At 67.7% G+C, this 22,503-nt stretch carries 27 protein-coding genes; 17 read left to right on the forward strand and 10 right to left on the reverse strand.

The annotated features are described in order from the left end of the window. The first annotated feature begins 17 nt into the window (after positions 1 to 17). Complete coding sequence (locus GIY23_RS15230; protein WP_228717310.1) at positions 18 to 977, forward strand: lipid kinase; 960 nt, start codon at positions 18 to 20, stop codon at positions 975 to 977. A 17-nt stretch (positions 978 to 994) separates the two neighbouring features. On the opposite strand, the gene GIY23_RS15235 is transcribed toward GIY23_RS15230, so the two are convergent. Continuing rightward, positions 995 to 1,717: a DUF2267 domain-containing protein gene (locus tag GIY23_RS15235; protein ID WP_154077269.1), complete on the reverse strand. Its 723-nt coding sequence runs from the start codon at positions 1,715 to 1,717 to the stop codon at positions 995 to 997. A gap of 136 nt (positions 1,718 to 1,853) precedes the next feature. On the opposite strand from GIY23_RS15235, the gene GIY23_RS15240 reads away from it, so the two are divergent. Beyond that, positions 1,854 to 2,288: a DUF6292 family protein gene (locus tag GIY23_RS15240; protein ID WP_154077270.1), complete on the forward strand. Its 435-nt coding sequence runs from the start codon at positions 1,854 to 1,856 to the stop codon at positions 2,286 to 2,288. Between the two features lie 9 nt (positions 2,289 to 2,297). Here GIY23_RS15240 and GIY23_RS15245 read toward each other — a convergent pair whose 3' ends face one another. Continuing rightward, the gene (locus GIY23_RS15245) at positions 2,298 to 3,251 is read right to left on the reverse strand and encodes a TIGR03557 family F420-dependent LLM class oxidoreductase (protein ID WP_154077271.1); all 954 of its coding nucleotides are present in this window, start codon (positions 3,249 to 3,251) and stop codon (positions 2,298 to 2,300) included. On the opposite strand from GIY23_RS15245, the gene GIY23_RS15250 reads away from it, so the two are divergent. Beyond that, positions 3,241 to 3,501, forward strand: coding sequence for a hypothetical protein (locus GIY23_RS15250; RefSeq protein ID WP_154077272.1), 261 nt, complete (start codon positions 3,241 to 3,243; stop codon positions 3,499 to 3,501). The genes GIY23_RS15245 and GIY23_RS15250 overlap by 11 nt on opposite strands. Before the next feature lie 110 nt (positions 3,502 to 3,611). Here GIY23_RS15250 and GIY23_RS15255 read toward each other — a convergent pair whose 3' ends face one another. Then, entirely contained in the window at positions 3,612 to 4,076 is a 465-nt protein-coding gene (locus GIY23_RS15255; protein ID WP_154077273.1) for a hypothetical protein, read from the reverse strand. A 17-nt stretch (positions 4,077 to 4,093) separates the two neighbouring features. Continuing rightward, a complete protein-coding gene (locus GIY23_RS15260) occupies positions 4,094 to 4,897 on the reverse strand; it encodes an SDR family oxidoreductase (RefSeq protein ID WP_154078880.1) in 804 nt (267 codons plus the stop codon). Positions 4,898 to 5,090: 193 nt separating this feature from the next. Between GIY23_RS15260 and GIY23_RS15265 the strand changes: the two genes are divergently transcribed. From GIY23_RS15265 to GIY23_RS15285, 5 genes are all read left to right on the forward strand, one after another. Continuing rightward, positions 5,091 to 6,272 (forward strand): zinc-dependent alcohol dehydrogenase, encoded by a 1,182-nt coding sequence (locus GIY23_RS15265; protein ID WP_154077274.1) that lies wholly within the window; start codon positions 5,091 to 5,093, stop codon positions 6,270 to 6,272. A 27-nt stretch (positions 6,273 to 6,299) separates the two neighbouring features. Then, positions 6,300 to 6,761: a hypothetical protein gene (locus GIY23_RS15270; protein ID WP_154077275.1), complete on the forward strand. Its 462-nt coding sequence runs from the start codon at positions 6,300 to 6,302 to the stop codon at positions 6,759 to 6,761. A gap of 12 nt (positions 6,762 to 6,773) precedes the next feature. Continuing rightward, positions 6,774 to 7,942, forward strand: a protein-coding gene (locus tag GIY23_RS15275; RefSeq protein ID WP_154077276.1) for an IS3 family transposase whose coding sequence is annotated in 2 segments (ribosomal slippage) — positions 6,774 to 7,035 and positions 7,035 to 7,942 — 1,170 coding nt in all. Because the reading frame shifts where the segments join, the coding sequence is not laid out codon by codon here. 52 nt (positions 7,943 to 7,994) lie between these two features. Continuing rightward, entirely contained in the window at positions 7,995 to 8,855 is an 861-nt protein-coding gene (locus GIY23_RS15280) for an ATP-grasp domain-containing protein (RefSeq protein ID WP_187351898.1), read from the forward strand. After that, positions 8,852 to 10,876 (forward strand): CocE/NonD family hydrolase, encoded by a 2,025-nt coding sequence (locus GIY23_RS15285; RefSeq protein ID WP_154077278.1) that lies wholly within the window; start codon positions 8,852 to 8,854, stop codon positions 10,874 to 10,876. Before GIY23_RS15280 ends, GIY23_RS15285 begins: the two co-directional genes overlap by 4 nt. 17 nt (positions 10,877 to 10,893) lie before the next feature. Here the strand turns inward: GIY23_RS15285 and GIY23_RS15290 are convergent, their stop codons facing one another. Together GIY23_RS15290 and GIY23_RS15295 are read right to left on the reverse strand one after the other, a co-directional pair. Continuing rightward, complete coding sequence (locus tag GIY23_RS15290) at positions 10,894 to 12,213, reverse strand: cytochrome P450 (RefSeq protein ID WP_154077279.1); 1,320 nt, start codon at positions 12,211 to 12,213, stop codon at positions 10,894 to 10,896. A 13-nt stretch (positions 12,214 to 12,226) separates the two neighbouring features. Continuing rightward, positions 12,227 to 13,276 carry an NAD-dependent epimerase/dehydratase family protein gene (locus GIY23_RS15295; RefSeq protein ID WP_154077280.1) on the reverse strand — a complete coding sequence of 350 codons (1,050 nt, stop codon included), beginning with the start codon at positions 13,274 to 13,276 and terminating at the stop codon, positions 12,227 to 12,229. 440 nt (positions 13,277 to 13,716) lie between these two features. On the opposite strand from GIY23_RS15295, the gene ligD reads away from it, so the two are divergent. The 6 genes from ligD (at position 13,717) to GIY23_RS15325 (ending at position 17,692) form a co-directional block, all read left to right on the forward strand. After that, positions 13,717 to 14,646, forward strand: a complete 930-nt coding sequence (ligD, locus tag GIY23_RS15300) for a non-homologous end-joining DNA ligase (protein ID WP_228717311.1) — start codon at positions 13,717 to 13,719, stop codon at positions 14,644 to 14,646. A gap of 105 nt (positions 14,647 to 14,751) precedes the next feature. Continuing rightward, positions 14,752 to 15,054: a WhiB family transcriptional regulator gene (locus GIY23_RS15305; RefSeq protein WP_154077281.1), complete on the forward strand. Its 303-nt coding sequence runs from the start codon at positions 14,752 to 14,754 to the stop codon at positions 15,052 to 15,054. Between the two features lie 218 nt (positions 15,055 to 15,272). Continuing rightward, on the forward strand, positions 15,273 to 15,674 hold the full coding sequence (locus tag GIY23_RS15310) for an STAS domain-containing protein (protein WP_154077282.1): 402 nt from the start codon (positions 15,273 to 15,275) through the stop codon (positions 15,672 to 15,674). Beyond that, positions 15,671 to 15,835, forward strand: coding sequence for a hypothetical protein (locus tag GIY23_RS15315; RefSeq protein ID WP_154077283.1), 165 nt, complete (start codon positions 15,671 to 15,673; stop codon positions 15,833 to 15,835). Before GIY23_RS15310 ends, GIY23_RS15315 begins: the two co-directional genes overlap by 4 nt. An 87-nt stretch (positions 15,836 to 15,922) precedes the next feature. After that, positions 15,923 to 16,921, forward strand: coding sequence for an LLM class flavin-dependent oxidoreductase (locus GIY23_RS15320; protein ID WP_154077284.1), 999 nt, complete (start codon positions 15,923 to 15,925; stop codon positions 16,919 to 16,921). A 132-nt stretch (positions 16,922 to 17,053) separates the two neighbouring features. After that, a complete protein-coding gene (locus GIY23_RS15325) occupies positions 17,054 to 17,692 on the forward strand; it encodes an HD domain-containing protein (RefSeq protein WP_154077285.1) in 639 nt (212 codons plus the stop codon). A gap of 145 nt (positions 17,693 to 17,837) precedes the next feature. On the opposite strand, the gene GIY23_RS15330 is transcribed toward GIY23_RS15325, so the two are convergent. Continuing rightward, positions 17,838 to 18,563: a DUF1990 family protein gene (locus tag GIY23_RS15330; RefSeq protein ID WP_154077286.1), complete on the reverse strand. Its 726-nt coding sequence runs from the start codon at positions 18,561 to 18,563 to the stop codon at positions 17,838 to 17,840. A gap of 85 nt (positions 18,564 to 18,648) precedes the next feature. Here GIY23_RS15330 and GIY23_RS15335 point away from each other — a divergent pair, with 85 nt between their 5' ends. After that, the gene (locus GIY23_RS15335) at positions 18,649 to 18,861 is read left to right on the forward strand and encodes a hypothetical protein (protein ID WP_154077287.1); all 213 of its coding nucleotides are present in this window, start codon (positions 18,649 to 18,651) and stop codon (positions 18,859 to 18,861) included. Further along, entirely contained in the window at positions 18,858 to 19,574 is a 717-nt protein-coding gene (locus GIY23_RS15340) for a DUF1990 family protein (RefSeq protein WP_154077288.1), read from the forward strand. Before GIY23_RS15335 ends, GIY23_RS15340 begins: the two co-directional genes overlap by 4 nt. Before the next feature lie 37 nt (positions 19,575 to 19,611). Here the strand turns inward: GIY23_RS15340 and GIY23_RS15345 are convergent, their stop codons facing one another. Then, positions 19,612 to 20,010, reverse strand: coding sequence for a DUF2267 domain-containing protein (locus tag GIY23_RS15345; RefSeq protein WP_154077289.1), 399 nt, complete (start codon positions 20,008 to 20,010; stop codon positions 19,612 to 19,614). Between the two features lie 150 nt (positions 20,011 to 20,160). Here GIY23_RS15345 and GIY23_RS15350 point away from each other — a divergent pair, with 150 nt between their 5' ends. Next, positions 20,161 to 20,733, forward strand: coding sequence for a hypothetical protein (locus GIY23_RS15350; protein ID WP_154077290.1), 573 nt, complete (start codon positions 20,161 to 20,163; stop codon positions 20,731 to 20,733). On the opposite strand, the gene GIY23_RS15355 is transcribed toward GIY23_RS15350, so the two are convergent. Together GIY23_RS15355 and GIY23_RS15360 are read right to left on the reverse strand one after the other, a co-directional pair. Then, on the reverse strand, positions 20,734 to 21,651 hold the full coding sequence (locus tag GIY23_RS15355; protein ID WP_154077291.1) for a dihydrodipicolinate synthase family protein: 918 nt from the start codon (positions 21,649 to 21,651) through the stop codon (positions 20,734 to 20,736). A 15-nt stretch (positions 21,652 to 21,666) separates the two neighbouring features. Beyond that, on the reverse strand, positions 21,667 to 22,473 hold the full coding sequence (locus GIY23_RS15360) for an SAM-dependent methyltransferase (protein WP_154077292.1): 807 nt from the start codon (positions 22,471 to 22,473) through the stop codon (positions 21,667 to 21,669). Positions 22,474 to 22,503 lie beyond the last annotated feature (30 nt).

Genomic DNA, 22,503 nt, shown 5'->3' on the forward strand with positions numbered 1-22,503 from the left:
CCAGGACCGACTACCGTTTGCCTGGCAGTGTTGCGCCCTGCCGAGGAGGAGCCATCCGGATCACACGCGCGGCCACGAAGGCCGCACTCATAGTCAACGTGCACTCACGCACGGGTGCCCGCGCCTGCGACCACGCCGAACAGCGTCTGCGCGAGCTCGACGTACCTCTGGGCGCCGTACACCGGCTCCACGACGCCTCCCGGCTGCCGGAGACCGTGGCCGGCGCCGTCGACGGCGGCCACGACCTCATCGTCCTCGGTGGCGGCGACGGCAGTGTCAGTTCCGTCGTCGACGAACTCGCCCACCGGGAGGTGCCGCTCGGTCTGCTGCCGCTCGGCACGGCCAACGACTTCGCCCGCACCATGCACATTCCGACCGACCTCGACGCCGCGTGCCGCACCATCGCCGAGAGTCACATCGTCGACATCGATCTCGGGTTGTGCGGGAACAACTACTACGTCAACCGCGCGTCGATCGGGCTCGGCGCCCGCGTCTCCGAAGCGATGTCGCCGTTCCTCAAGCGCCGCGTGGGACCGTTGGCCTACCCGGTGGCGACCGCGAAAGCCCTGTCCCGCCACCGGCCGTTCACAGCCACACTGAGCTTCCCCGACGGGGACCACGAAGACCAGACGTTCCCGGGGCTGTTGCAAGTCGGCGTCGCCAACGGCCGCTACTTCGGCGGCGGGCAGATCGCCGGACAGGACGCCGGGATCGACGACAGCACACTCGACGTCTCGGTCATCCGGCAAGGCGGCCCGCGTGATCTCCTCGCCGTCGCACGCGAACTCCGCCGCGGCAGCACGACCGACACGGCCCAGATCAGTCACTTCCGCACCCGCGCGGTTCACGTGCACACGCCCACGGCACTGTCGATCAACGTCGACGGCGAGGTCGTCGCCAGCACTCCGCGAGAGTTCTCGGTGGCACGCAACGCACTGCACGTCCTCACCCCGGAAACGTGGTCCGACGGTTCCTGAACCGTCCACATCGGAATTCAGGTCGGGGTCGCGACCTCAAGGACGGCCTCGTCGATCCGGCGTGCGAGTTGGAGGTCGAGCTCGGAGACGCCGCCCACGGACCGCGTGGTGAGGCTGAACACCAGGATGTCGTCGTTCTCCGTGACCTCGGCGCGGTGGGACAGTTCGATCTCCGCCGCTCGCACCCGTGTGAGCACCGGCTGGTGCCTGTCCGTCGGCAGGGTTGCTTCACGAGTGAGCCGCTCGGTGGTTCCGGCCCAGTTCTCCAGCTGTGTCAACGCCCGCCGCAGCTCGTCCTCGCCCAGTGGGCGTGCGCCGCCTTCCGCGCCCGGTTCCGTCGACGTCTGCTCGGGTACCGTGCCCGGCCGGTCGAACAACGGCGTCACCTCTGCGGGAAGACCGTGGCGCAGCGTATCGACCACAGCGGGAGCGGCCAGCGCCATCTCGGCGAGCACTGCCCGGGTGAGAGCGCGTGCGTGCTCTGGCTCGCAGGAAGCACGCCGGGCGATCTCTCCCACCAAGTCGTCCTGGCGTGCACCGGGTTCGTGCGGGGCGTCCCAGTGGACCGCGTCGCGTACTTCCGGGGGAAGCGCGACCGCCATCTGAGAGCGGTCCACCCCGTCGAGCCTGCTGCTGAGCACCTCGAGGACGTGGATCGTGCTCGCACGCACGTCCCCGGTTTCCGCGAGGTCCGCGCGGTGCCTGATTCCGTCGAGGAACGACTCGTAGCGAGTAGTCACGTGGGGACCTCCTCGTCACCGAACGAATCACGAACACCCTCGGAGTACCCAGCAACTCGCGCGACAACGCGGTTCGAATCCGCTCCACCGGGTACTCCCGAACGGAGCACCCGATGCCCGGAACGAGGTACACGTCATGAACCGCGATCCGACGAGCGTGGCAGCCCGCGCGCTCCAGCACTACGCCGACGTTTCCTGCCGCACGATCTCCAGCGGAATACGCACCATCGACTGCGACGTCACGGAGACGCCTGCGACCGTGCTGGTCGTCCTCGGCACGGAGGAGCCGACGTTTCCGGAGCTGGACTGGGTACTGACCTGGGACGAGGTCAACGGGTGGGCGTCGCGAATCCGCACCAGCGAGGCGGGCGAAACCGTGTGCCTGTCGTACCTGGGCGGACGCATTCTGCCCGCACCCGCGGACGTCGGGCGCTACGTCCACGACATCGCCCACGGGCAGCATCCGGGCCAGCTCCTCCCACCCGTGTTCCGCGCCCCCGACGCGCCGGACGAACTCGAGCACGAACTCAGCATCGGCGCGTGGGACAAGCGCTTCACGCCACCGGAGTGACGTGCGAACTCAACCATGGAAATGCGGGAGCACGTTCTGCTGCCAGGCTTCGAAGAACTTCTCCTGCTCCGGTCCGATCTGCTGGACGTAGAGTTCGTCCACGCCCGCCTCGTCGAACGTCTGCACTTCTCTCACATGGCGCTCGACATCGGGTCCACACGCGAAGCTCTCGCGCACGGCGTCGTCGCCGACCAAGCCGACGGCTTGACGGAAATCCTTCGGTGTCGGCAGATTCACCGCCAGCGGGCCGGGCAACGTCTCGTTCGCCCACGTCCGTGCCTGCTCGACACCGGCCTGTTCACTGTCGGCCCAACAGACTTTCATCCCGGCCTGCACCGTCCTGCCCTTTCCACCGGCTTCCTGGAACGCCGACACCAAGTCGGCGTCCGGCTTCGGGAGACAGAGTCCCTCCCCGATGCGGCCGGCCAGCCGGGCCGCCTTCGGGCCGAACGCGGAGACGTAGATCGGCACGGGCTCCTCCGGGAGTGTGTAGAGGCGCGCGTTCTCGACCGTGTACTGCGTTCCGTGATGGTGGACGTACCCACCACGGTGCAGTGTGCGGATGACGTCGATCGCTTCTTCGAGCATCTCCTGCCGCACGGGAGGCGCGGGCCATCTGTCGCCCAGAACGTGCTCGTTGAGAGCTTCACCGGTACCGAGACCGAGCACGAACTTGCCTCCCGTCTGGACCCCCGCCGTTGCCGCGGCCTGGGCAACTATCGCCGGATGGATGCGGATCATCGGACACGTCACCGCGGTCGCGATCGGCAGTGACGTCGCTTGCGAGAGGGCACCGATCACGGACCACACGAAGGGGCTGTTGCCTTGCTCGTCCAACCACGGATGAAAATGGTCGGAGATCCACAGAGCCTGGAATCCGGCCTGTTCGGCACGCCGCGCTTGACGCACGAGTTCGTCCGGGCCGAATTCTTCGGTGGCGAGGAAGTAGCCGATGCGCACCATGATTGTCCTCCCGACATCGCGTATCGCCTGCGCGTCCGGTCCGGGCTACCCCACGCTCCACGTCGGAAAACGGCGCCCGGCGGAAGCCCTGGTGGCAGGAACGGGGAGCGTGACGGCGCCCGCGTTCGTGCTGATCGCCGCCGGGATCGCCGGGCTGGTGGCGTCCTGGGTCACCCGCGAGTCCGCACGCAGACCCCTACCCGGCTGCACCCCCACGGCCACGTCCTACGACGAAGCTCGCGAGACCTGACCCCCGCCCTCCAGGTGGCAAATTCGCGCGAATTTGCCACCCCGCTGTCCACAGGGGGCGGGGTTGTCCACAGATGTGAGATCGGGGGTAGACGGCCGGGAGTTCGGGTGCTACCGCGACGGAGGACGGAGGTCAGGGATCTTGCGGGGCTCGGCGAGGATGACGCCGTAGAGCACATGATCGGCGGCCACGGCGACCTTGCCCGGCCAGTTCCGCTTCGGGGTGTCCCGGACACCGAGCACCGGGTTGATGAGCGCTTCGAACCCGAACCACAGCGCCATACCGTAGAGCGGCCCCGCCCACGTGTGCCGTCGCACCGACTCCGGCAGGCAGGCATAGACGGCGCCGCCCATCGCTCCGTAGCCGCAGTGGGCGATCTCGACCACCGCGCCTCGGCGTTCTTCGGGCACCCGGGCCAGCAAGCCGGGGGCGTTGCTGTGCACCATCACCTCGGGAGGAGTCTGTCGCACGAGACCGAATTGAGTGGTCAACGTGCGCATGCCGCTCATGGCCAACGCCGCGGTGACGCCTCGGAACGTGCTCCAGGCGACGGTCGCCGTTCTGCCGCGCCGCATGAGCGGCTCCCTCCTGCTCAACCGGGATGGGTCTCGCCGCCGACCGGCGAGAGCACTTCCCCGCTGTAGTAACTCCCCGTCGTCGAGGAGGCCAGAAACAGGTACGACGGTGCGATCTCGTCCGGGTGGGCCATCCGGCCCATCGGTGCCTGCGAGCCGAAACCCTCGACCTTCTCCTCGGGCAACGTCGATGGGATCAGCGGAGTCCAGACCGGACCAGGCGCCACGCAGTTGACGCGGATGCCGTCGTCGACCAACGACTGCGCGAACGACTTCGTCAGCGTGTGCACGGCACTCTTGCTCGCGGCGTAGTCCATCATGGACTTGTTTCCGCGTAACCCGTTCACCGATCCGGTGTTGACCACCGATCCGCCGTCGCTCATGTGCCGCACCGCGGCTCGGGTCATCCAGAACGTGCTGTAGACGTTGACCTTGAAGGTGCGATCGAACTGGTCGGTGCTCAGCGCGGCGAGCTCGGACTCGACGGCTTGGGTCCCCGCATGGTTGACCAGAACGTCGATCCCGCCGAGCGCCTCCACGGCGGACGAGACGGCGTGTTCGCAGAACTCCTCGGAGGCGAGATCACCCTTGATCAGCTCACACCGGTGGCCCGCCTCGCGCACGAGCTGGGCGGTATGCAGCGCGTCGTCGTCCTCCATGTCGTCGAGGTAGACGATGGCGACGTCCGCGCCTTCCTTGGCGAACACGGCCGCGACGGCACGCCCGATCCCGGAATCGCCGCCGGTGACCAGGCATCGCTGACCGTCGAGCAGTCCGCTTCCGCTCCAGGTGCGCATCTCGTCGCGCGGCCGGGGCACCATCGACTCGGTGCTGCCGGGCGGAGTCTGCTGCTGCGCGGGCGCGATGTCGGTTCGCTCGGTCACAAGCCACACCCCCTCGTGTACTGGCTTGGGAGTACCCCGATGACGTGGAGAGCACACCTGAGCCTCGATTAGATCGACGTGTCGCGGGGTAAGCCCACGGCACGAACCGGCTCGGCGGAGGTGGTCCCGCGTGAAAGCACTGACCTGGCAAGGGCCTCGCACGGTCGAGGTCTCCGACGTCCCCACGCCGCGGATCGAGCGTCCCACCGACGCCGTGGTCCGGGTGACCAGTACTGCGATCTGCGGCTCCGACCTGCATCTGTACGAGGTCCTCACGCCGTTCATGACCGCCGGTGACGTTCTCGGGCACGAAGCGATGGGCGTCGTCGAGGACGTCGGCTCGGAAGTGGAGCACGTCCGGGCAGGCGACCGGGTGGTGATGCCGTTCAACATCGCCTGCGGCTCCTGCTGGATGTGCGACCGAGGGTTGTTCGCCCAGTGTGAGACGACCCAGAACAGGGATCAGGGCACCGGAGCACCGCTGTTCGGCTACGGCCAGCTTTACGGCAGCGTGCCGGGCGGCCAGGCAGAGTACCTGCGTGTTCCACAGGCACAGTTCGGGCCGATCAAGGTCTCGGAGGGCCCACCCGACGAGCAATACCTGTTCTTGTCCGACGTGCTCCCGACGGCGTGGCAGGCTGTTGAATACGCAAACGTGCCCGACGGAGGCAGCGTGGCCGTCTTCGGTCTCGGCCCGATCGGTCAGATGTGCTGCCGCGTCGCTCGCCACCACGGTCTGCGCCCGCTGGGCATCGACCTGGTCGGCGAGCGCCTCGAGATGGCGCGCCGCAATGGGAGCGAAGTGCTCGACGTCAGCGCGGGCGGTTCGATCGCGGATCGCGTGCGGGAGCGAACCGACGGACGGGGGACGGATTCCGTCATCGACGCGGTGGGGATGGAGGCGCACGGGTCCCCCTTCGGCGAACTGGCGCAGAAGATGGCGAGCGCCCTGCCCGCCGAGGTGTCCGCACCGATGATGAAGAACGCCGGCGTCGACCGGCTGTCCGTGCTGCACGAATGCATCGACACCGTCCGTCGTGGGGGCACGATCTCACTCAGCGGCGTCTACGGCGGCATGGCAGACCCGATGCCGATGCTCACGCTCTTCGACAAAGGGCTCGCCGTACGGATGGGCCAGGCGCACGTCAAACACTGGATCGGGGATCTGATGCCGCTGGTGGAGGACCCTGCCGATCCGCTCGGCGTCGGCGACCTCACCACCCACACACTGCCCCTGGACGAAGCACCCCACGGATACGACATCTTTCAGAAGAAGGCCGACAACGCCATCAAGGTCGTTCTTCGTCCCTGACTCTCCACTGTGCACAGGAGGTACTCGATGCCCAAGCACGTGTTCGTGCTGGGTCCGGATGACCGCAACCTCCAGACGTTACGCGATTCTCCCGCACTCGAGGACTGTCAGCTGCACCGGCTGCTCGACAGCGAGGATCTGGTGCACGTCGACCGGATCGACTTCGACGGTCTGCTCGCCACCGCCGACCGGCGTCTTCGCGAGTTCGACGGACCCGTCGACGCCGTGATCGGGTACTGGGATTTCCCGGTGTGCACGTTGGTTCCGTTGCTGTGCGAGGCACGCGGACTGCATTCGGCGGATCTGCGCGCGTTGCTCAAGTGCGAACACAAGTACTGGAGCCGCCTGGAACAGCGCAAGGTGATCGCGGATCTCCCGGACTTCGCCGTCCTCGACCTCGATCAGGACGCGAAGCCGCCCGAGGACGTCACGTATCCGATGTGGCTCAATGAGGTGTATCAAGGATCTTGGACAGGGCCTCTCGACTGAGAGGATGCGTCCGTGCCGGAGAAGCGTCGGAAGTTCAGCCCGCAGTTCAAGGCCGAGGCGGTGCAGCTGGTAGTGAGCACCGGTCGGCCGGTGGTTGAGGTGGCCCGGGAGTTGCAGATCAACGAGGGGACCTTGGGCAACTGGGTCAACACCTGGCGGCGGGAGAACCCGGAACCCGAGCCCGAGATGAGTCCCGTGGAGCGTGCGCGGTTGAGCGAGTTGGAAGCCGAAGTGCAGCGGCTGCGGATGGAAAACGAGTTCCTGAAAAAAGCAGCGGCCTTCTTCGCCCGGACGCAGGACTGAGTCAGCGCTGCGCGCTGATCGAGGCGGAGAAGGCCAACTACAGCATTTCCTGGATGTGTCGCATGCTTGGCGTGGCTCGGTCGTCGTTCTACGCCTGGCGCCACCGCGCCGAGACCCCGACGACCGCCCGGCGGCGGGAGCTTGCCGGACACGTGCGCCGCGTGTTCGACCAGTCCCGCCGGACGTACGGGTGCCGCCGGGTCGCCGCCCAGCTGGCCCGGGACGGCATCGAGGCCAGCGTGGGCCTGGTCGCGGACCTGATGCGCGAGCAGGGTTTGGCCGCGGTGCAACCCCGCGCGTACAAGACCACCACCGTGCCCGGTGAGCAGCCGGTCACCAGCCCGGATCTCCTCGGGCGGGACTTCACCGCCGGCACGCCCGGAACGCGGCTGGTCGGCGACATCACCTACCTGCCCACCAGCGAGGGGTGGCTGTATCTGGCCACGGTCATCGACCCGGCCACCCGCATGGTCGTCGGCTGGGCCATGGCCGCCCACATGCGCACCAGCCTGGTCATCGACGCGCTGGCCATGGCCCGCACCCACGGGCACCTCACCGCCGGGGCGGTGTTCCACTCCGACCGCGGAGCCCAGTACACCTCGAAGGAGTTTTCCCGCTACTGCAAGAAAATCCGCGTCACCACAAGCCTCGGTGGCACCGGAGTCTGCTGGGACAACGCCGCCGCCGAATCGTTCTTCGCGAGCCTGAAAAACGAGTGCTACCACCTGCACCGACACACCACCCGCGCCCGCGCACGATTCGCCGTAGCCGACTACATCGAAGTCTTCTACAACCGCCAACGACTACACAGCAGCCTCGGCTACCGCACCCCCACCGAGGCCCTACACGACCACCACCCGGCCGCAGCAGCGGCCTGACCACAACAAACCAGAGGAACTGTCCAAGATCATTGACACAGCCCACAAACCGGTGAAGTCGTTCTCCTCGCAGCTGGCTTTCAAGGTCCACGACGAGGAGGAGTTCACCGAGGCCATCGGGAGTATTCGTGAGGGGATCGGCCGCATAGGACAGCCGTTCGACACCGCCCTTGCCCATGCGAACCTGCCCGACGAGATCGCCGAGGTCGGCGGAATAGCCTGCATCGCCGAGGAGGCCGTGAAGGGGCAGCAACTCACGGTCGAGGGGTACAGCCATGGCGGAACCATCTACTTCTACGGCGTCGTGGAATCCGTGCTCTATCCGGGCACACCGAGTTTCCAGCGCTACCAGTATCCGTCGACATTGCCGCAGGACGTGCGCGACCGCGCCACGGCGGACTCGGAACGCGTGATCCGGCAGATCGGCCTCGACTGGGTACCGTTCAACATCGAGTTCTTCTGGGATCCCGACACCGGTCGACTCAACCTGTTGGAGGTCAATCCCCGGCATTCGCAGTCGCACGCCCAGATGTTCGAAGCCGTCGACGGCGCGCCGAACCATCAGGTCATGGCCCAGCTCGCGCTCGGTCGCGATCCGCGCATGCCGCGCCGCGAAGGTGAACACGCCGTCGCAGGAAAATGGTTCTATCGCCGGTTCACGAACGCGACGGTACGTCACGCCCCCACGGACGACGAGATCGCCGCCGTGGAAGAGCACAACCCCGGAGTACGGATCACCGTGCTCCCGCACGACGGCATGCGCCTCGATGAACTTCCCGACCAGGACAGCTACAGCTTCGAGCTGGCCCACCTCTACATCGGAGCGCGGAACGAGGAGGACATGCAGGCCAAGTACGACCGCTGTGTCGCGGCGCTGCCTTTCGAATTCGACGAAGTGGGAGGACGTACGTGAGAACCGTGACGACGCTACCGCTGAAGGTCCGGGAGGACAGTCACGAGTGGGTGCCGCTCACGGACGGGGCCCGGTTGAGCGCGACCGTATGGCGACCGGTGTCCTCGGACGACGACCCGGTTCCCGCCATCCTGGAGTTCATTCCCTACCGTCAGCGGGATCTCACGGCACGCCGTGACTCCATCCACCACCCGTACATGGCGGGACACGGGTACGCGTGTGTGCGGGTGGATCTGCGCGGCAGCGGGGAGTCGGACGGTGTCCTCACGGACGAGTACCTGGAGCAGGAGTTCAGCGACGCCCAGGAAGTCCTCGCCTGGCTTGCCCAGCAGCCGTGGTGCGACGGCACGACCGGCATGATGGGGATCTCGTGGGGCGGATTCAACGCGTTGCAAGTCGCCGCGCGAGCGCCCGTGAACCTCGGGGCAGTCATCGCGGTGTGTTCCTCGGACGACCGCTACGCCGACGACGTGCACTACATGGGCGGCTGCCTGCTCAGCGACAACCTGTCGTGGGCGTCGACGATGTTCGCCTACAACTCGTGTCCGCCGGACCCTGCCGTGGTGGGCGAGCGCTGGCGGGAGATGTGGCTGGACCGCCTGCAGAACAGTGGCCTGTGGCTGGAGACCTGGCTGCGGCACCAGCGTCGCGACGAGTTCTGGCAGCACGGATCGATCTGCGAGGACTACTCGTCGGTGCAGTGCCCGGTGCTCGCGGTGAGCGGATGGGCGGACGGGTACTCGAACGCGGTGTTTCGGATGCTCGAACATCTCGACGTCCCGCGGAAGGGACTCATCGGCCCGTGGTCGCACAAGTACCCGCACCTGGGTCAGCCGGGTCCTGCGGTGGGATTCCTCCAACTCGCGGTCCGGTGGTGGGACCGTTGGCTCAAGGGTGCCGACAACGACGTGATGGACGGACCGATGCTGTGCACGTGGATGCAGGACAGCGTGCCGCCGTCGACGTCGTACGACGAGCGCCCGGGACGGTGGGTCGGCGAGCCGCGCTGGCCGTCCCCGCTGGTCGTTCCGACGCGGCATCCGTTGGCGCACAACCACATCCTCGAGCCCGGGGCGACGCCCCCGGATCAGTCGCTCGGGGTGGAGTCACCACTGTCGGTCGGCCAGTACGCGGGCAAGTGGTGTTCCTACAACGCGCCCCCCGATCTCCCCTATGATCAACGGGAAGAAGACGGCGGGTCGTTGACGTTCGACACCGATGTTCTCGGTGCACCGCGTGAGATCCTCGGCTCTCCGGTGCTGGACCTCGACGTCGAGGCCGATCAGCCGGTGGCGATGATCGCGGCCCGGCTCTCCGACGTCCGCCCCGACGGCGCGGCGACCCGAGTGACCTACGGCCTGCTGAATCTGACCCACCGCGACGGGCACGAACGGCCTTCCGAGCTCGAACCCGGTGCGCGGTACCGGATTCAGGTGGCACTCAACGGTGTCGCGCAGACGTTCCCGGCCGGGCACCGTCTCCGGGTGTCGATCTCCACCTCGTACTGGCCGTTGGCGTGGCCACCGCCGCGACCGGTGCGGCTGACGATCCATACGGCGGGCAGCAGTCTGCTGATCCCGGACCGCCCGGCAGGACAGCGGGACGAACCCTACGTCCGGCCGTTCGACGAGCCCGAGGGCGCACCGCCGTTGGCCTCCGAGCAGATCGAGCCGGGTGACCAGCGCTGGACGGTCTCGCGGGACCTGGTGGACTACGAGTCGGCGTTGACGGTGGTCAAGGATCTGGGTGTCGTGCGGATGCCGGACACGGACCTGGACCTGACCCGGTCGGCGTGGGAGCGCTACAGCTGGGTCGGTGACGACTTCGATTCCGTCCGGGGCGAGAACGTCTGGACGATGGGTTTCACCCGGGAAGGCTGGAACGCTCGGTCGGTGACGCGCACGATCTTGACCTCCGACCCGGACAACCTTCACCTGCACGCCCAGCTCGATGCCTACGAGGGCGACCGCCGGGTGCTGTCGAAGAACTGGCAACGGACCATTCCGCGCGATCACGTGTGACCGAGCGGGCTCTCGGATCATCGGGCACTGACTCGGAATGCAAGCCCGAAGTTGTCGCACGTCATCGGCAGCGGCTGTGCCGGGTCGAGGTGCACGGGCGTGTCGACAGCGAAGCGGCACTGCCGTAGGAGACCGCGCAGCATCGAGGTCGTGAGCAGAAGTACGAGGTTCTCGCCCGGGCATCGTCCCGGCCCGGCACTGAACGGGATCGTGCCCGGGCGTCTCGGCGCGTCCTCGTCCAACCAGGACTGTGGTGCGAATTCGTGAGCGTGCTCCCGCATCGTCTCGTCACGGTGAAAGAACGGAGTGTAGATCAGGAACCCGGTCCCGGACGGGACCGAGGCGCCGTCCCACACGGTCTCCCCCACGCTGTCGCGTAGCACCATCGGCGTCGTCGGCCACAGTCGCGCGGATTCCTCCACGCACGCCCGCAGATACGGCGACACCGTCTCCGAGTTCCCGGCGAGTTCCGCCAGCACGGTGTCTCGCTGCGCCGAGTGCGTGGCGAGCAGCGCGAGCGCCCGGTACGCGACGATCGCCGCCGCGTCGAGGGCGAACAACCAGTGCGGCACCTGCGCTGCCGGATCGACATCGCCGTCGGGGGGCAGCGCGGCGGCGAGGCTACCCGGTTCGGCGCGGCGCAGATGAGCACGAAGCGCCTGCTCGAAACGCCGTCTGCGTTCCGGACGCAGATGGTGCAGGAACGCCCAGTCGGCGTCCGCACGCAGCCGATTCAGCAGCTCGGTGAGCCGACGGTCGCGGTGCGCGCCTGCCCCGAACACGACGGTGCGGGCGGCGCGCCACCACGCTTCGTCGAAATCCCACCAGTCCAGACCGCCGGTGGTCACGGCCAGTTCGCCCAGACCACGAGCCTCGTGTTCGGTCACCGCCTGGAAAGTGGCCCCGAGGTGGTGCGTCGCACGACCGGTCTCCAGCGCTGCTTCGTGATACTCCCGTTGCCGGGCGCGGTTCGTTCCTCGCGAGCTCAACGAGCCGTGCGGTGGGAAATGCCGCAACGCCGCGTGCTCCTCGGCGTCGGCGGGCGTGAAGCGGTCGGCTTCGCGGACGAGGATTCGCTCGACGTCGGATTCCGCGAGCACGATCGCGATCGACCGTCCCGCCGGCCGCATGAACAGTGGTGCGTCCCCGTTGCGAGCACGCAACCTCCGCAACGTGTGCGTCGCCGCCCAGTCCATCTGCAGACGTTGTGCCAGCGCCATCATCCGGGGTCGGCGACTGATCACGCCCATCCCGATCGTGGGTGCCACCACGCGGGTCAGCACCTGTGCCGCCTCCCCGGACGACGCGCGGTGGCCGGTCTCGGTGATCGTCGTCATGGTCTGCTCCCGCTCATGGGCGTCGGCCGACGCCGGTACGCAGTTCGTGCAAGCGTCCGCGCAGACCTGGATGGGGACGCAGCGGCGGTGTTTCCGCGCCGGCCGCCTCTTGCATCCCGGTGAGGAACTCGCGCAGGGTCTCCGTCGCGTCGAACCGGGGCGACCAGCCGAGCAGGTCCCGGGCCCTGCTGGTGTCCATGACGGGCAGCCGCATCACGGCGTCGAACAACTGTGGTGAGGCCGGTACGAGGTGCGCACGCCACGCGACGTCGACCGTCGTCCGGACGATCGACGCAGGCACCGACATGGTCTCCGCGTCGAGCAGGCTCGCCAACGTGCGTGTGTCCACGACCGGGTCGGTAGCCACGTTGAAGGCGCCCGACGCCGAGCCCAGGGCCGCCCGTACGTAGGCGTCCGCGGCGTCGTCGGTGTGCGACACCTGGAACCGTAGGCCACGGGGGTGCGGTACGACCGGGATGAGCGACGATCGGACGATCGAGTGCGGGACCAGCGGACCGGCGAACAGCCGACGCTGCTCGGAAGCGGAGTACCGGGTGAACAGGAATCCCGGCCGCAGCCGCACGACACGCATGCCCGGGTGGTCGCGTTCGACGAGGTCGAGAAGCCGTTCCACGTACGCCTTCTCTCGCGTGTAGGCGGCCTCTGGCCAGCCGTGCGTGGGCGAGGACTCGTCGACCGGGCGATCTCCGTCGCCCGGCGAGTACGCGCCGACTGAGGAGGCGCACACCAGCGCGGGCACTCCGGCGGCGACCGCAGCCTCGAACACCCGGAGGCTGCCCAGCACGTTGGTCCGCCAGGTGGTGACCGGGTTCCGCGTGGGCTGGAACAACCAGGCCAGGTGCACGACGACGTCGGCACCGTCGAAATGCGGGCGCAGGTCGTCCTCGGCCACGTTCACCGCCGCCCAGTGCGTCTTCGCGGGCTGCCAGGTCGGCAGGCGCCGAGCCAGGCAGCGCACCGTCGCCACCTCCGGCCTGTCGACGAGTGCTCGTACGACGGAGGTCCCCGTGTTTCCCGTCGCGCCGACCACGACGACGTTCACAGACCGCCCCTCGCTCATGGTTCGCGGCCCCTTTCACCGGCGGAACGGACTGACCTCACCCGGTTACCCAGCACCCGGCACGGCAATCAGGGGCCGCGCCCGCATTTCGGAGCCGGAGCGACACGAGCGCTACCGCTGCACACGGACTCGGCCATGCACGTTTCCGCCTCCTCACCCAGGGGAAGGCCACAGGGGTCCTTGCAGAACGAGCTGTTGGTCTGTCGACTCAGCGGTGGAGCCGCTGAGCGGTCACCACGGACGCGGCCCGACCACCAGCGGGTCCTCAGCGTAGGTCGCTCTAGAAGCCGACCCCGCCGCAGCGACGAGGGCGCTGAGATTCCGCTACCCGACCGACCCGGCAAGATCTTCTGCCAGGATTTCTCGGTCTCGCTTCTCTCCGGAGAAGTGCCCGGACGACGGCATCGTGGGAGGACTACGTCATGCGGGAGCCGATGCTCGCCACGCTCACCGAGCGCCGCTTCTCCGACCCCGGTTGGATCTTCGAACCCAAACTCGACGGAGTGCGCGCGCTCGCGATGCGTGACGGCGGACGAGCCGAGCTGTGGTCGCGGAACCAGAAGTCACTCGACGCGAGCTATCCGGAGATCATCGCGGCTCTGCAGGCGCAGGAGTCACCACGGTTCGTGGTGGACGGCGAACTCGTCGCCTTCGACGGCGACCGGACGAGCTTCGCGATGCTGCAGCAACGCATGCAACTCACCGACACCGACCGGATCGAGGCGACGGGCGTCCCGGTCTATTTCTACGTGTTCGATCTGCTCTTCCACGACGGCGACGAGGTCTCCGCGTTGCCGTTGCGGCGACGCAAGAGGCTTCTCGGCGACGTCCTCGACTTCACCGACCCGATCCGCCTCTCCACGCACCGCAACACCGACGGTGAGGCCTACTACGAGTACGCGTGCGCGCACAGGTGGGAAGGGCTGATCGCCAAGCGCGCGGACGGCCGCTACCACGGTGGCCGCTCCCGCGACTGGCTGAAGTTCAAGTGCGTCCGGGACCAGGAATTCGTCGTCGGCGGCTACACCGATCCGGAAGGCTCCAGGAACGGATTCGGGGCGCTGCTCGTCGGCTACTTCCACGAGGGGGCGCTGCGGTACGCAGGGAAGGTCGGTACCGGCTACGACGAGCGCACGCTGCGTTCGCTGCGGTCACGCCTGGACGCGCTCGGCCGATCCAGTTCTCCGTTCGCCGAACGGGTGCGTGCACGCGGCACCCATTGGGTCGAGCCGGAACTGGTCGTCGAGATCGGATTCACGGAGTGGACCACGGACGGCAAGCTCCGGCATCCGCGCTACACCGGAGTCCGTGAGGACAAGAAGGCGGCGGACGTCGTCCGCGAGACGCGGTGAAGGATCGTCCACTTCGGATTCGATCGCCCGTGTTTGGTTCGACAGGGGCGGGGTAACCCGTGCTGAAGTCTCTGAAGGCTCCCTGCCAACGAAGGGTGGGTCTCCATGCGCACTGGCCAAGCCGGCACGGGGGTGCCGAGGAACCGAGCGTCCGGGAAGCTTCCCGCGCCGCGCACCGAGCACTACGACTGGCAAGTACACGCCGCCTGCCGCTCGGTGGACACGGAGGTCTTCTTCCATCCTGAGAACGAGCGTGGGTCTGCTCGGCAACGCCGGGAGAATCAAGCCAAGCAGGTCTGTGCGCGATGTGTCGTTCGCGAGGAATGCCGCGCGCACGCTTTGCGCGTGCAGGAGCCCTACGGCGTCTGGGGCGGCCTTGGTGAGGTCGAACGCCTGCGTCTGACCTGACTGCGACCGTTCATCGACGTGGCGTTCCAGCAGGCGTAGACTAGGGGGTAGCCCTGGTTTGAGCATCCAGCCCGGGGCCGTGATGTCGAAGCAGAACCCAGGCGGACCGACTCGCCACCGACATCCGGCTTGATCCCTCGTGGGCACGACTCGCTGGGCTCCGGTGACTCGGGCTTCGCTGTGTGTTCTGCGCCACCTGCGACTTCAGGGGGTAGAGCGTGAACACGGAGACAACCACGGCCGACGGTCTGAACATCCCTGCCGGTGCGGACCGGCCCGCGCAGAAGACCTGCCGGATGTGGGTACTCCATCCGGACTCGGAGACCGCGGTGATCACCGTCGTCGGTGAGCTCGACGCCGCTTCCGCACCGCGTCTCGACGAACTTCTACACACACGGCTGCGTAGCGCGTTGAGCAACGTCGTCGTGGATCTCACGGGACTGGAGTTCCTCTGCGTCGACGCCCTGCGCACACTCGCCGTCGCCAACCGCCGCGCCGACGCCCAGAACATCTCGCTGAGCATCATGGACGGGCCACCGTGCGTGGAACGGGCGTTCGCCGCAGCCGAGGCCGCACTCGACACGGTGGAGCCGCCTCGCCCGCGGACGCCCACGTCATGAGCACGCTCGAAGCCGGCCTGCGGTCCGCGGCGGCGTCGATCTGTGGAGTGTGCGGGCAGACGCTGACCGAGGCCGACGTAGAACGGCAGCCCGTCGACGTCGACGGGGCCCGATGGGTCTGTCCGGTCTGCGGCGCACACCGCGTCCCGCTACCGGACTGACGGGCAAGCATGCACGTGTGACGAGTCTTCCGGGCGGGAGGGGACCCTTGAGGAATTTCCTTCCCCCGGAAGACAGTTGCCCTGACTATGCCCACCCATGTACCCCTCAGCGTTCTCGATCTCGTTCCCGTATCGCAAGGAAGCTCGACGCAGGACGCCCTGGAGACGTCCATGCAAGCCGCGCGGTCGGCCGACAGGCTCGGCTACAACCGGGTCTGGTATGCCGAGCATCACAACACCGCACACCTCGGCGCGAGCGCGACGGCCGTCCTCATCGGACGCAGCGCCGCGCTCACGGAACGGATCCGCGTCGGCTCCGGCGGTGTCATGCTCCCCAACCACGCCCCGCTGCGCGTCGCCGAGGAGTTCGGCACTCTCGCGCAGTTCTACCCCGACCGGATCGACCTCGGGCTGGGGCGGGCGCCAGGCACCGATCGGATGACTGCCGACCTGTTGAGTCGATCGAGCGCCGAGCCGCAAGCGTTCGCCACTCACGTCTACGACCTCACCGGCTGGTTCGGCAAGGAAGGAACCGGGCACAGCGTTCCGGTCAGCGGCGGTGTGTCGGCCGGAACCGACGTGCCCCTCTGGATCCTCGGATCGACCGTGAACGGGGCCTCCATCGCCGGACAGCTCGGACTCCCGTTCTCGCTCGCTTCGCACTTCGCGCCGGGGCAGATGCACGAGGCGCTGGAGGTCTACCGCTCGTCGTTCGATCCGTCCGCTCCGACAGCGCAGATCGACAAGCCCTACGTGATGGCCGGGATCAACGTCGTGATCGCGCCGACCGACGACGAGGCGCAGCGGTTGTGGACCACCCCGCAGCGCATGATGATCGACGTGCGCACCGGAAATCGGCGGCCACTGCAGCCGCCGGTCGAACCCGACGCCGTCCCGGAGCGAGAGCGTCAGTTCGCCGAATCCATGCTGGGTGTGAAGGCGGTCGGCTCCCCCGACACGGCCCGCGCGGACCTCGAGAAGTTCGTGGAGACCACGGGCGTGGACGAACTGATCACCGTGACCTACACGCACGATCCGGCCGACCGGATGCGGTCCCTCGAGCTTCTCGCCGAGCTCTGGTTCTGACCCGCGCTGCGAGGGCTCAGATGTCCTGGTGGCCTGGAACGGGTTTTCGCACGCTCGGCTGTGGAGGCGGCACGACGGTGCAGAAGGGCGGCCGTGTTTCGGCGGTCGCACGCGGCAGGAAGGGGCGGCGACATGAGTGACGAGATCGCGGGCGTGCGGATGCCCGACAGCGAGTTGGCGCGCGAGGCGACGGACCTCGTGTGGGAGGTTGCGTCGCCGTTGCTGTTCGACCATTCACGCCGGGTGTTCGTCTGGGGCTCCCTGCGAGGGCGACAGCAGGGGCTCGACTTCGACCCGGAGCTGTTGTACGTGGGTGCGATGTTCCACGATCTCGGACTCACCGAGCGGTTCCGTCGCACGGACCAACGGTTCGAGATCGACGGCGCCGACGAGGCCCGGCGCTTCCTGCAGCAGCGCGGCATCACCGGCGAGCGTGCCGACCGTGTCTGGACGAGCATCGCGCTGCACACCACACCCGAGATCCCGCTGCGCATGGCGCCGGAAGTCGCGCTGGTCACGCGTGGCGTGGAACTGGACGTCCTCGGCATCGGCTACGACGCCGTGTCCGAGGAGCAGCGAGCCGCGGTGGTCGCCGCCCACCCTCGTCCCGACTTCAAGAACCGCATCCTGGCCACATTCACCGATGGCCTCAAGGATCGTCCGGCCACGACGTTCGGCAACGTGAAAGCAGACGTGCTCGCTCACTTCCGTCCCGGCCTCGAGCCGCCCGACTTCGTGGAGGTCATCCGCAACTCGGACTGGCCCGAATAGTCCCCTCAGAGGGCATTGTGGAACTTGGGTAGGTGGTCCGGCCGGTCACGCATGACCGTGCCCTACGGGCACAACCGCAGTTCCCACATGCACTCTCAGCGACGCCCACCGGCAATGAGTCCCATTCGGACGGACCGCGGAGCGCTCACGCCGAGACGCGCTGTACTCGAGCATCCGCGGGGAGTCGGTGAGTGCGGATCCGGATGCCGTTCTGCAGGCGCCCACCGGCCTGCCTGGCAGCCTCGCAGCAGAACCGGACCCACATGTTCAGCTGAATCTCCTTGGCCAGACGGAGTTTCGAGTACAGCCACCGCACCAGCGGCGTGCTCGGCCGCGCCCACGCCCGGATCTCGAACACCAGCACCTCGTCCCACGAGTAGGCGTGAAACTGCACCTGCCCGGCCTCCAAGTGGCCGCGCAGAGTCACCAGCCGCAAGCAGGTGTCGTCGACCTGGACGACTCGGACCGGGCCGTCCCAGGGCCCCGGCATGTCAACGACGAACTCATCCCCCAGCGAGAGCGACTCGTCGGAATCGCTACTGCTGCGCACGTCAACCACTTCCGACGGCACGAATCTCTTGAAGTCGGCGGTGATCCACCCGAGGAGTTCTTCCGTCGTGACGTCGGCACCGACGATCTCGGCGCGAAAACAACGGTGGTAGAACGGGCCGAAACCGCTGTCGGCCAGCTGAACCGCGTCGTCGACCAGCTCCGTCGGAAGATCCGGCGGCAGGTCGTCGACCGTGGTTCCGGTGCACTCGTTGCGGTGCAGCGGAGTGATCTGCCACAGGTACCGCCACGACACCAGTATCGTGCCCACGAGCCATCGCAGGACGATCGTGCTCGCCCTCGGTTTCGGGTACGCGGCCATCGCGCCTCCTGTGTGGTGACGTGGCCAGGGAACCACTACGGTCCGGGTACCCGCATGTCCCGGCCGTACACGAGGCGGAGGAACCATGATCGCTGAGTCGCTCCATCGAACCGGCCTGCGCAGCGGTCACATGCACGCGCTGTCGATGGGGTCGGTCGTGCTGTGCATCGGACTGTGGATCCGCGCCAAGACCGTCGACCAGTCGGCCAGGGGGAACGCCGAGCGACGCGCGCTGTTCGTCGGTCTGTGGCCGCCGACGTTGTGGCTGATGGGTGACTCGCTGCGACACCTCGAATGAGATCGGCACCGACCTGCGGTGTGCGTGTCGACGTCTCGACGGCGCTGTCCGCACTGGTGCAGCGGCCGGTCAACTACGAGATCGACGAAGTGGACGGGTCGACGTGGCACGTGGATCGTCGTCACGTGTGGTTACCCTCGGAACCGCCGGGTCCGCCCGAGCACGGAGGTGTCTGGCAGCGGGCGTGTCGGCTCGTCGCCGACTACGAATTCTCCCCGCCGGAGTTGGTTCGGGCCGTGTACGACCCGGGCGCACCGTTGCTGGAGCGGACGATGTTGCTGGAGGGGCGCTTTCCGGGGCTGCGCCTGTATCTCGGCGTCCGCGTCACCGAGGTCACCGACGAACAGCGTGAACCCGACCGGCGGGTGTGGGGGTTCAGCTACGACACGCTGCGGGGGCATCTGGAACGCGGACGTCTCAGCTACGAGGTCGTCAAACACACCGACACCGGCCACGTGGAATTCGGCATCGCGGCCTACTCGCAGCGCGCGCCCACGTTGGGCCCCCTCATGCGAACGGGGTGGGCGGTGTTCGGGCGAGGCAGGCAAGTGCGGTTCTACCGCCGCTGCGGTCGACGCATGCAAGAACTCACCCGGGCCAAGCGCCCCCGCCGACCGATGTCGTACGGCTCCTCGGGGCTCGTTCTCGCGCCGTCCGACGCACGGTCCAGCAGACTCGACCGGATGGCGTTCACCAGCGTCGACCCGAGCTGACGGGCCGTCTGACGGCCGAACCCCGGTGGCGACCGGACTACCGGAACAGCTGCGCCAACGACGGCGGCAGTTGATCGATGGTGTCGGCGGTCTCCCCTTCGGGTGCCCAGTCCCGCACCGTGGCCAGTACCGCCCGGACCTGCTGCTCGGTTCGCTCCAGGTCGGTGGTCGAGATCGCTCCGCTGACCCGGTCGAGGAACCCGTTCTTGTCCATCGCGCGGGCCTGACCGCTGCGCCGGGACAGCTCGTCGCGCACCTCCGGCGGCAACCCTTGGACGAGCTCGTCGATCTGCCCACCGCTGACGCTTTCGCCCAGGGTCGTGAGAGTCGCCCGAACCAGGGCGTCCGCCTCCTCGAACGAGGAGACACCGGCTGCTTCCTGCGCCTGCTCGACGAAGGAACGCATGGTGGCGCCAGGCCACAGGGACTCGGTCATCACTCGTCTCCCCTCTCGCTCGGCATACGGGGTCCGAGGCTGCCCAACTTCCACGACGCTCAAACATCGTCGAACGAACAATCGGCGTGCCGCGTCGCCGTGCGTGAGCGGCCTCGCGTCAACCACGCGCAACCCGGGTACTCCCCGACCATGACGAAGAACAAGGACGACTACCGGGCCACCTACACCGACCCGCAGTTGCGGGAGCGTCTCAAAGAACAGATCAAGGCCTCGGACAAGGGTGGAGCCCCGGGGCAGTGGTCGGCTCGCAAGAGTCAGCTGCTGACCCAGGCGTACGAGAAGCACGGCGGCGGCTACCGGCACGGTCGACGAAAGTCCTCCCAGCAGCGCAGCCTCCAGGAGTGGACGCACCAGGAGTGGCAGACGGAGTCGGGTTCCGCCCAGGCTCGCCACGACGGCCGCACCGAGCGATACCTGCCGAAGCAAGCGTGGCGGGAACTCACGCCTCACCAACGCCGCGAGACCCGGAGCAAGAAGCAGCACGAATCGCAGCGAGGCCGGCAGCGCTCCGCGAACCCCCAGGCTGCCGCGACTGCGCGCAAGATGGCCGATCTCGACGAGCTGCCCGCTCGCGAGGCGGTGAAGCGAGCTCGCACCCTGACTCTCGAGGAAACCGAGCAGGCGCTGCGGCACGAGCGGCAACACAAGGCCCGGAAGACCGTCCTGCGTCAGCTGTCCCAACGCCTCGACGGCGGCGAGTAGTCACGCGGTCGCGCCCGGCCCTGCACGGAGGCCGAGTTCGAGTCGTTCGACGGCGTTCGCGACCGCGGCACGGTCGGCGTCCGGTAGCCCGCGGAGCGGACGAGGCAGATTCGGGTGGCCGACGAGACCGACGAGTTCGGCGATGGCGGAGACGACGCGAAGACTGCCGTGGCGGCGGAACAGCTCCCACAGCGGTCGGAGCCGCTCCGATTCCACGACGGCGGTCGCCGTGTCGCCCGCTCGGGCTGCTCGGGTGATCGCCACGGCGGGTTCGGGCAGCGTGCCGCCCAGAACCGAGTACCAGGCGTGGCACCCGGCGTTGAGGCCGGTGGCCGCGAGCGGGTCCCCGCTGACTCCGATCGTCACCGACGAGGGCAGCAGCGCACGCAGACCGCAGACGCGCCCCTCAGCCTCGTCGGGATCGGCAGGCACTCCCGGGATCTTGATCGACGCTACGTTCGGTAACTCGGCGATTCGTGCGTACAGCTCGTCGGTGAAGGCGAAGTGCGTGGTTCCCGGGTTGTCGTAGACCACCAACGGGACGGACAGCTCAGCGGTGACGTCCTCGTAGAGACCGAACACCTCGTCCTCGGTCAGTGCCTGATACGAGACCGGCGCGAGCAACACCCCCGAAGCACCCACCTTCTGTGCGTCCGCAGCGAGTTCGAGGACATCACGGGTCCGCAGCGCCCCGACGCCGACGATGACCGGAACGTCTCCGGCGTGCTCGACGGCCCGCTGCGCGACGCGGAAGCGCTCCTCACGGTTGAGGTACGGGTACGAGCCTGTGGAGCCGAGAGCGGTGATCGAGTCGACCTCCGCGACCGCGAGTCGTTCCACGAGCCCGGCGAATGACGTTTCGTCGATGCCATCGCGAGTGACGGGAGTGAGCGGAAACGCGCTGAGTCCGGTGAACATGTGGCCTCCTCGAAGTCAGGATGGCAGGACGCCCACCCCGGCAAGGCCGGGAAACCGCTCGGGGTTCTCGGCGGCGGCGTCACTCGATTCCGGACGCCACTGCGTCAGGTAGACAACGCCGGGCTCGACCAGCTCGAAGCCCGCGAACAGTGCGGTGACCTCGTCCCGTGAGCGCATGGTCATGGGAGTGGTTGTCCGGCGCCGGTAAAGGTCCTCGTGCGACGCCGCCTGCTGTGGCTGACCTTCGTGACTCGCATGCGAGAGCGCCAAGAAGCTTCCTGGGCAGAGCGCGCCCCGGTAGGCACCGATGATGCTGCGGGGATCGTCAGAGTCTGCCACGAAGTGCAGGACCGCGACCATCATGACCGCTACGGGCTCGTCGAGGTTCAGCAGCAAGGTGACCTCATCGGATTCCAGTACGTCCGCGGGAGCACTCAAATCGGCTTCGACCACCGCAGCGTCGGGGTTTCCTTCCAGGATCCTCCGGCTGTGAGCGACGGCCACCGGGTCGCTGTCCACATAGACCACCCGCGCTCCTGGAAAGGACTGCTGCGCGACATCGTGCACGTTGCCCGCGGTGGGTATGCCGGAACCGAGATCGAGAAACTGAGTCACACCCTGATCGGCGCAGTAGCGCACAGCGCGGCGCAGGAACGCACGGTTGGCGCGCATGACCAAGGGGAGATCGGGCCACAGGGCGATGGCTTCGTCGCCCATTTCCCGGTCCACCGCGAAGTTGTGACTGCCGCCCAGATAGTAGTCGTACACTCTGGAAGCATTCGGTGTGCTGTCGTCAACAATGCCGGGTTCGGGAGACAACATGTGACGGGACCTCTCCAGGGTGCGGATTCG

Source organism: Allosaccharopolyspora coralli (assembly GCF_009664835.1).
GTDB classification, from domain to species: Bacteria; Actinomycetota; Actinomycetes; order Mycobacteriales; family Pseudonocardiaceae; genus Allosaccharopolyspora; species Allosaccharopolyspora coralli.

Excerpts from the sequence above, each read along its gene's own strand:
- GIY23_RS15240 (WP_154077270.1), top strand. The coding sequence starts at position 1,854 with ATGAACCGCGATCCGACGAGCGTGGCAGCCCGCGCGCTCCAGCACTAC.
- GIY23_RS15250 (WP_154077272.1), top strand. The coding sequence starts at position 3,241 with ATGCGCACCATGATTGTCCTCCCGACATCGCGTATCGCCTGCGCGTCC.
- GIY23_RS15245 (WP_154077271.1), bottom strand. The coding sequence starts at position 3,251 with ATGGTGCGCATCGGCTACTTCCTCGCCACCGAAGAATTCGGCCCGGAC.
- GIY23_RS15255 (WP_154077273.1), bottom strand. The coding sequence starts at position 4,076 with ATGCGGCGCGGCAGAACGGCGACCGTCGCCTGGAGCACGTTCCGAGGC.
- GIY23_RS15260 (WP_154078880.1), bottom strand. The coding sequence starts at position 4,897 with ATGGTGCCCCGGCCGCGCGACGAGATGCGCACCTGGAGCGGAAGCGGA.
- GIY23_RS15270 (WP_154077275.1), top strand. The coding sequence starts at position 6,300 with ATGCCCAAGCACGTGTTCGTGCTGGGTCCGGATGACCGCAACCTCCAG.
- GIY23_RS15290 (WP_154077279.1), bottom strand. The coding sequence starts at position 12,213 with ATGACGACGATCACCGAGACCGGCCACCGCGCGTCGTCCGGGGAGGCG.
- ligD (WP_228717311.1), top strand. The coding sequence starts at position 13,717 with ATGCGGGAGCCGATGCTCGCCACGCTCACCGAGCGCCGCTTCTCCGAC.
- GIY23_RS15305 (WP_154077281.1), top strand. The coding sequence starts at position 14,752 with ATGCGCACTGGCCAAGCCGGCACGGGGGTGCCGAGGAACCGAGCGTCC.
- GIY23_RS15315 (WP_154077283.1), top strand. The coding sequence starts at position 15,671 with ATGAGCACGCTCGAAGCCGGCCTGCGGTCCGCGGCGGCGTCGATCTGT.
- GIY23_RS15320 (WP_154077284.1), top strand. The coding sequence starts at position 15,923 with ATGCCCACCCATGTACCCCTCAGCGTTCTCGATCTCGTTCCCGTATCG.
- GIY23_RS15325 (WP_154077285.1), top strand. The coding sequence starts at position 17,054 with ATGAGTGACGAGATCGCGGGCGTGCGGATGCCCGACAGCGAGTTGGCG.
- GIY23_RS15330 (WP_154077286.1), bottom strand. The coding sequence starts at position 18,563 with ATGGCCGCGTACCCGAAACCGAGGGCGAGCACGATCGTCCTGCGATGG.
- GIY23_RS15335 (WP_154077287.1), top strand. The coding sequence starts at position 18,649 with ATGATCGCTGAGTCGCTCCATCGAACCGGCCTGCGCAGCGGTCACATG.
- GIY23_RS15340 (WP_154077288.1), top strand. The coding sequence starts at position 18,858 with ATGAGATCGGCACCGACCTGCGGTGTGCGTGTCGACGTCTCGACGGCG.
- GIY23_RS15345 (WP_154077289.1), bottom strand. The coding sequence starts at position 20,010 with ATGACCGAGTCCCTGTGGCCTGGCGCCACCATGCGTTCCTTCGTCGAG.
- GIY23_RS15350 (WP_154077290.1), top strand. The coding sequence starts at position 20,161 with ATGACGAAGAACAAGGACGACTACCGGGCCACCTACACCGACCCGCAG.
- GIY23_RS15355 (WP_154077291.1), bottom strand. The coding sequence starts at position 21,651 with ATGTTCACCGGACTCAGCGCGTTTCCGCTCACTCCCGTCACTCGCGAT.
- GIY23_RS15360 (WP_154077292.1), bottom strand. The coding sequence starts at position 22,473 with ATGTTGTCTCCCGAACCCGGCATTGTTGACGACAGCACACCGAATGCT.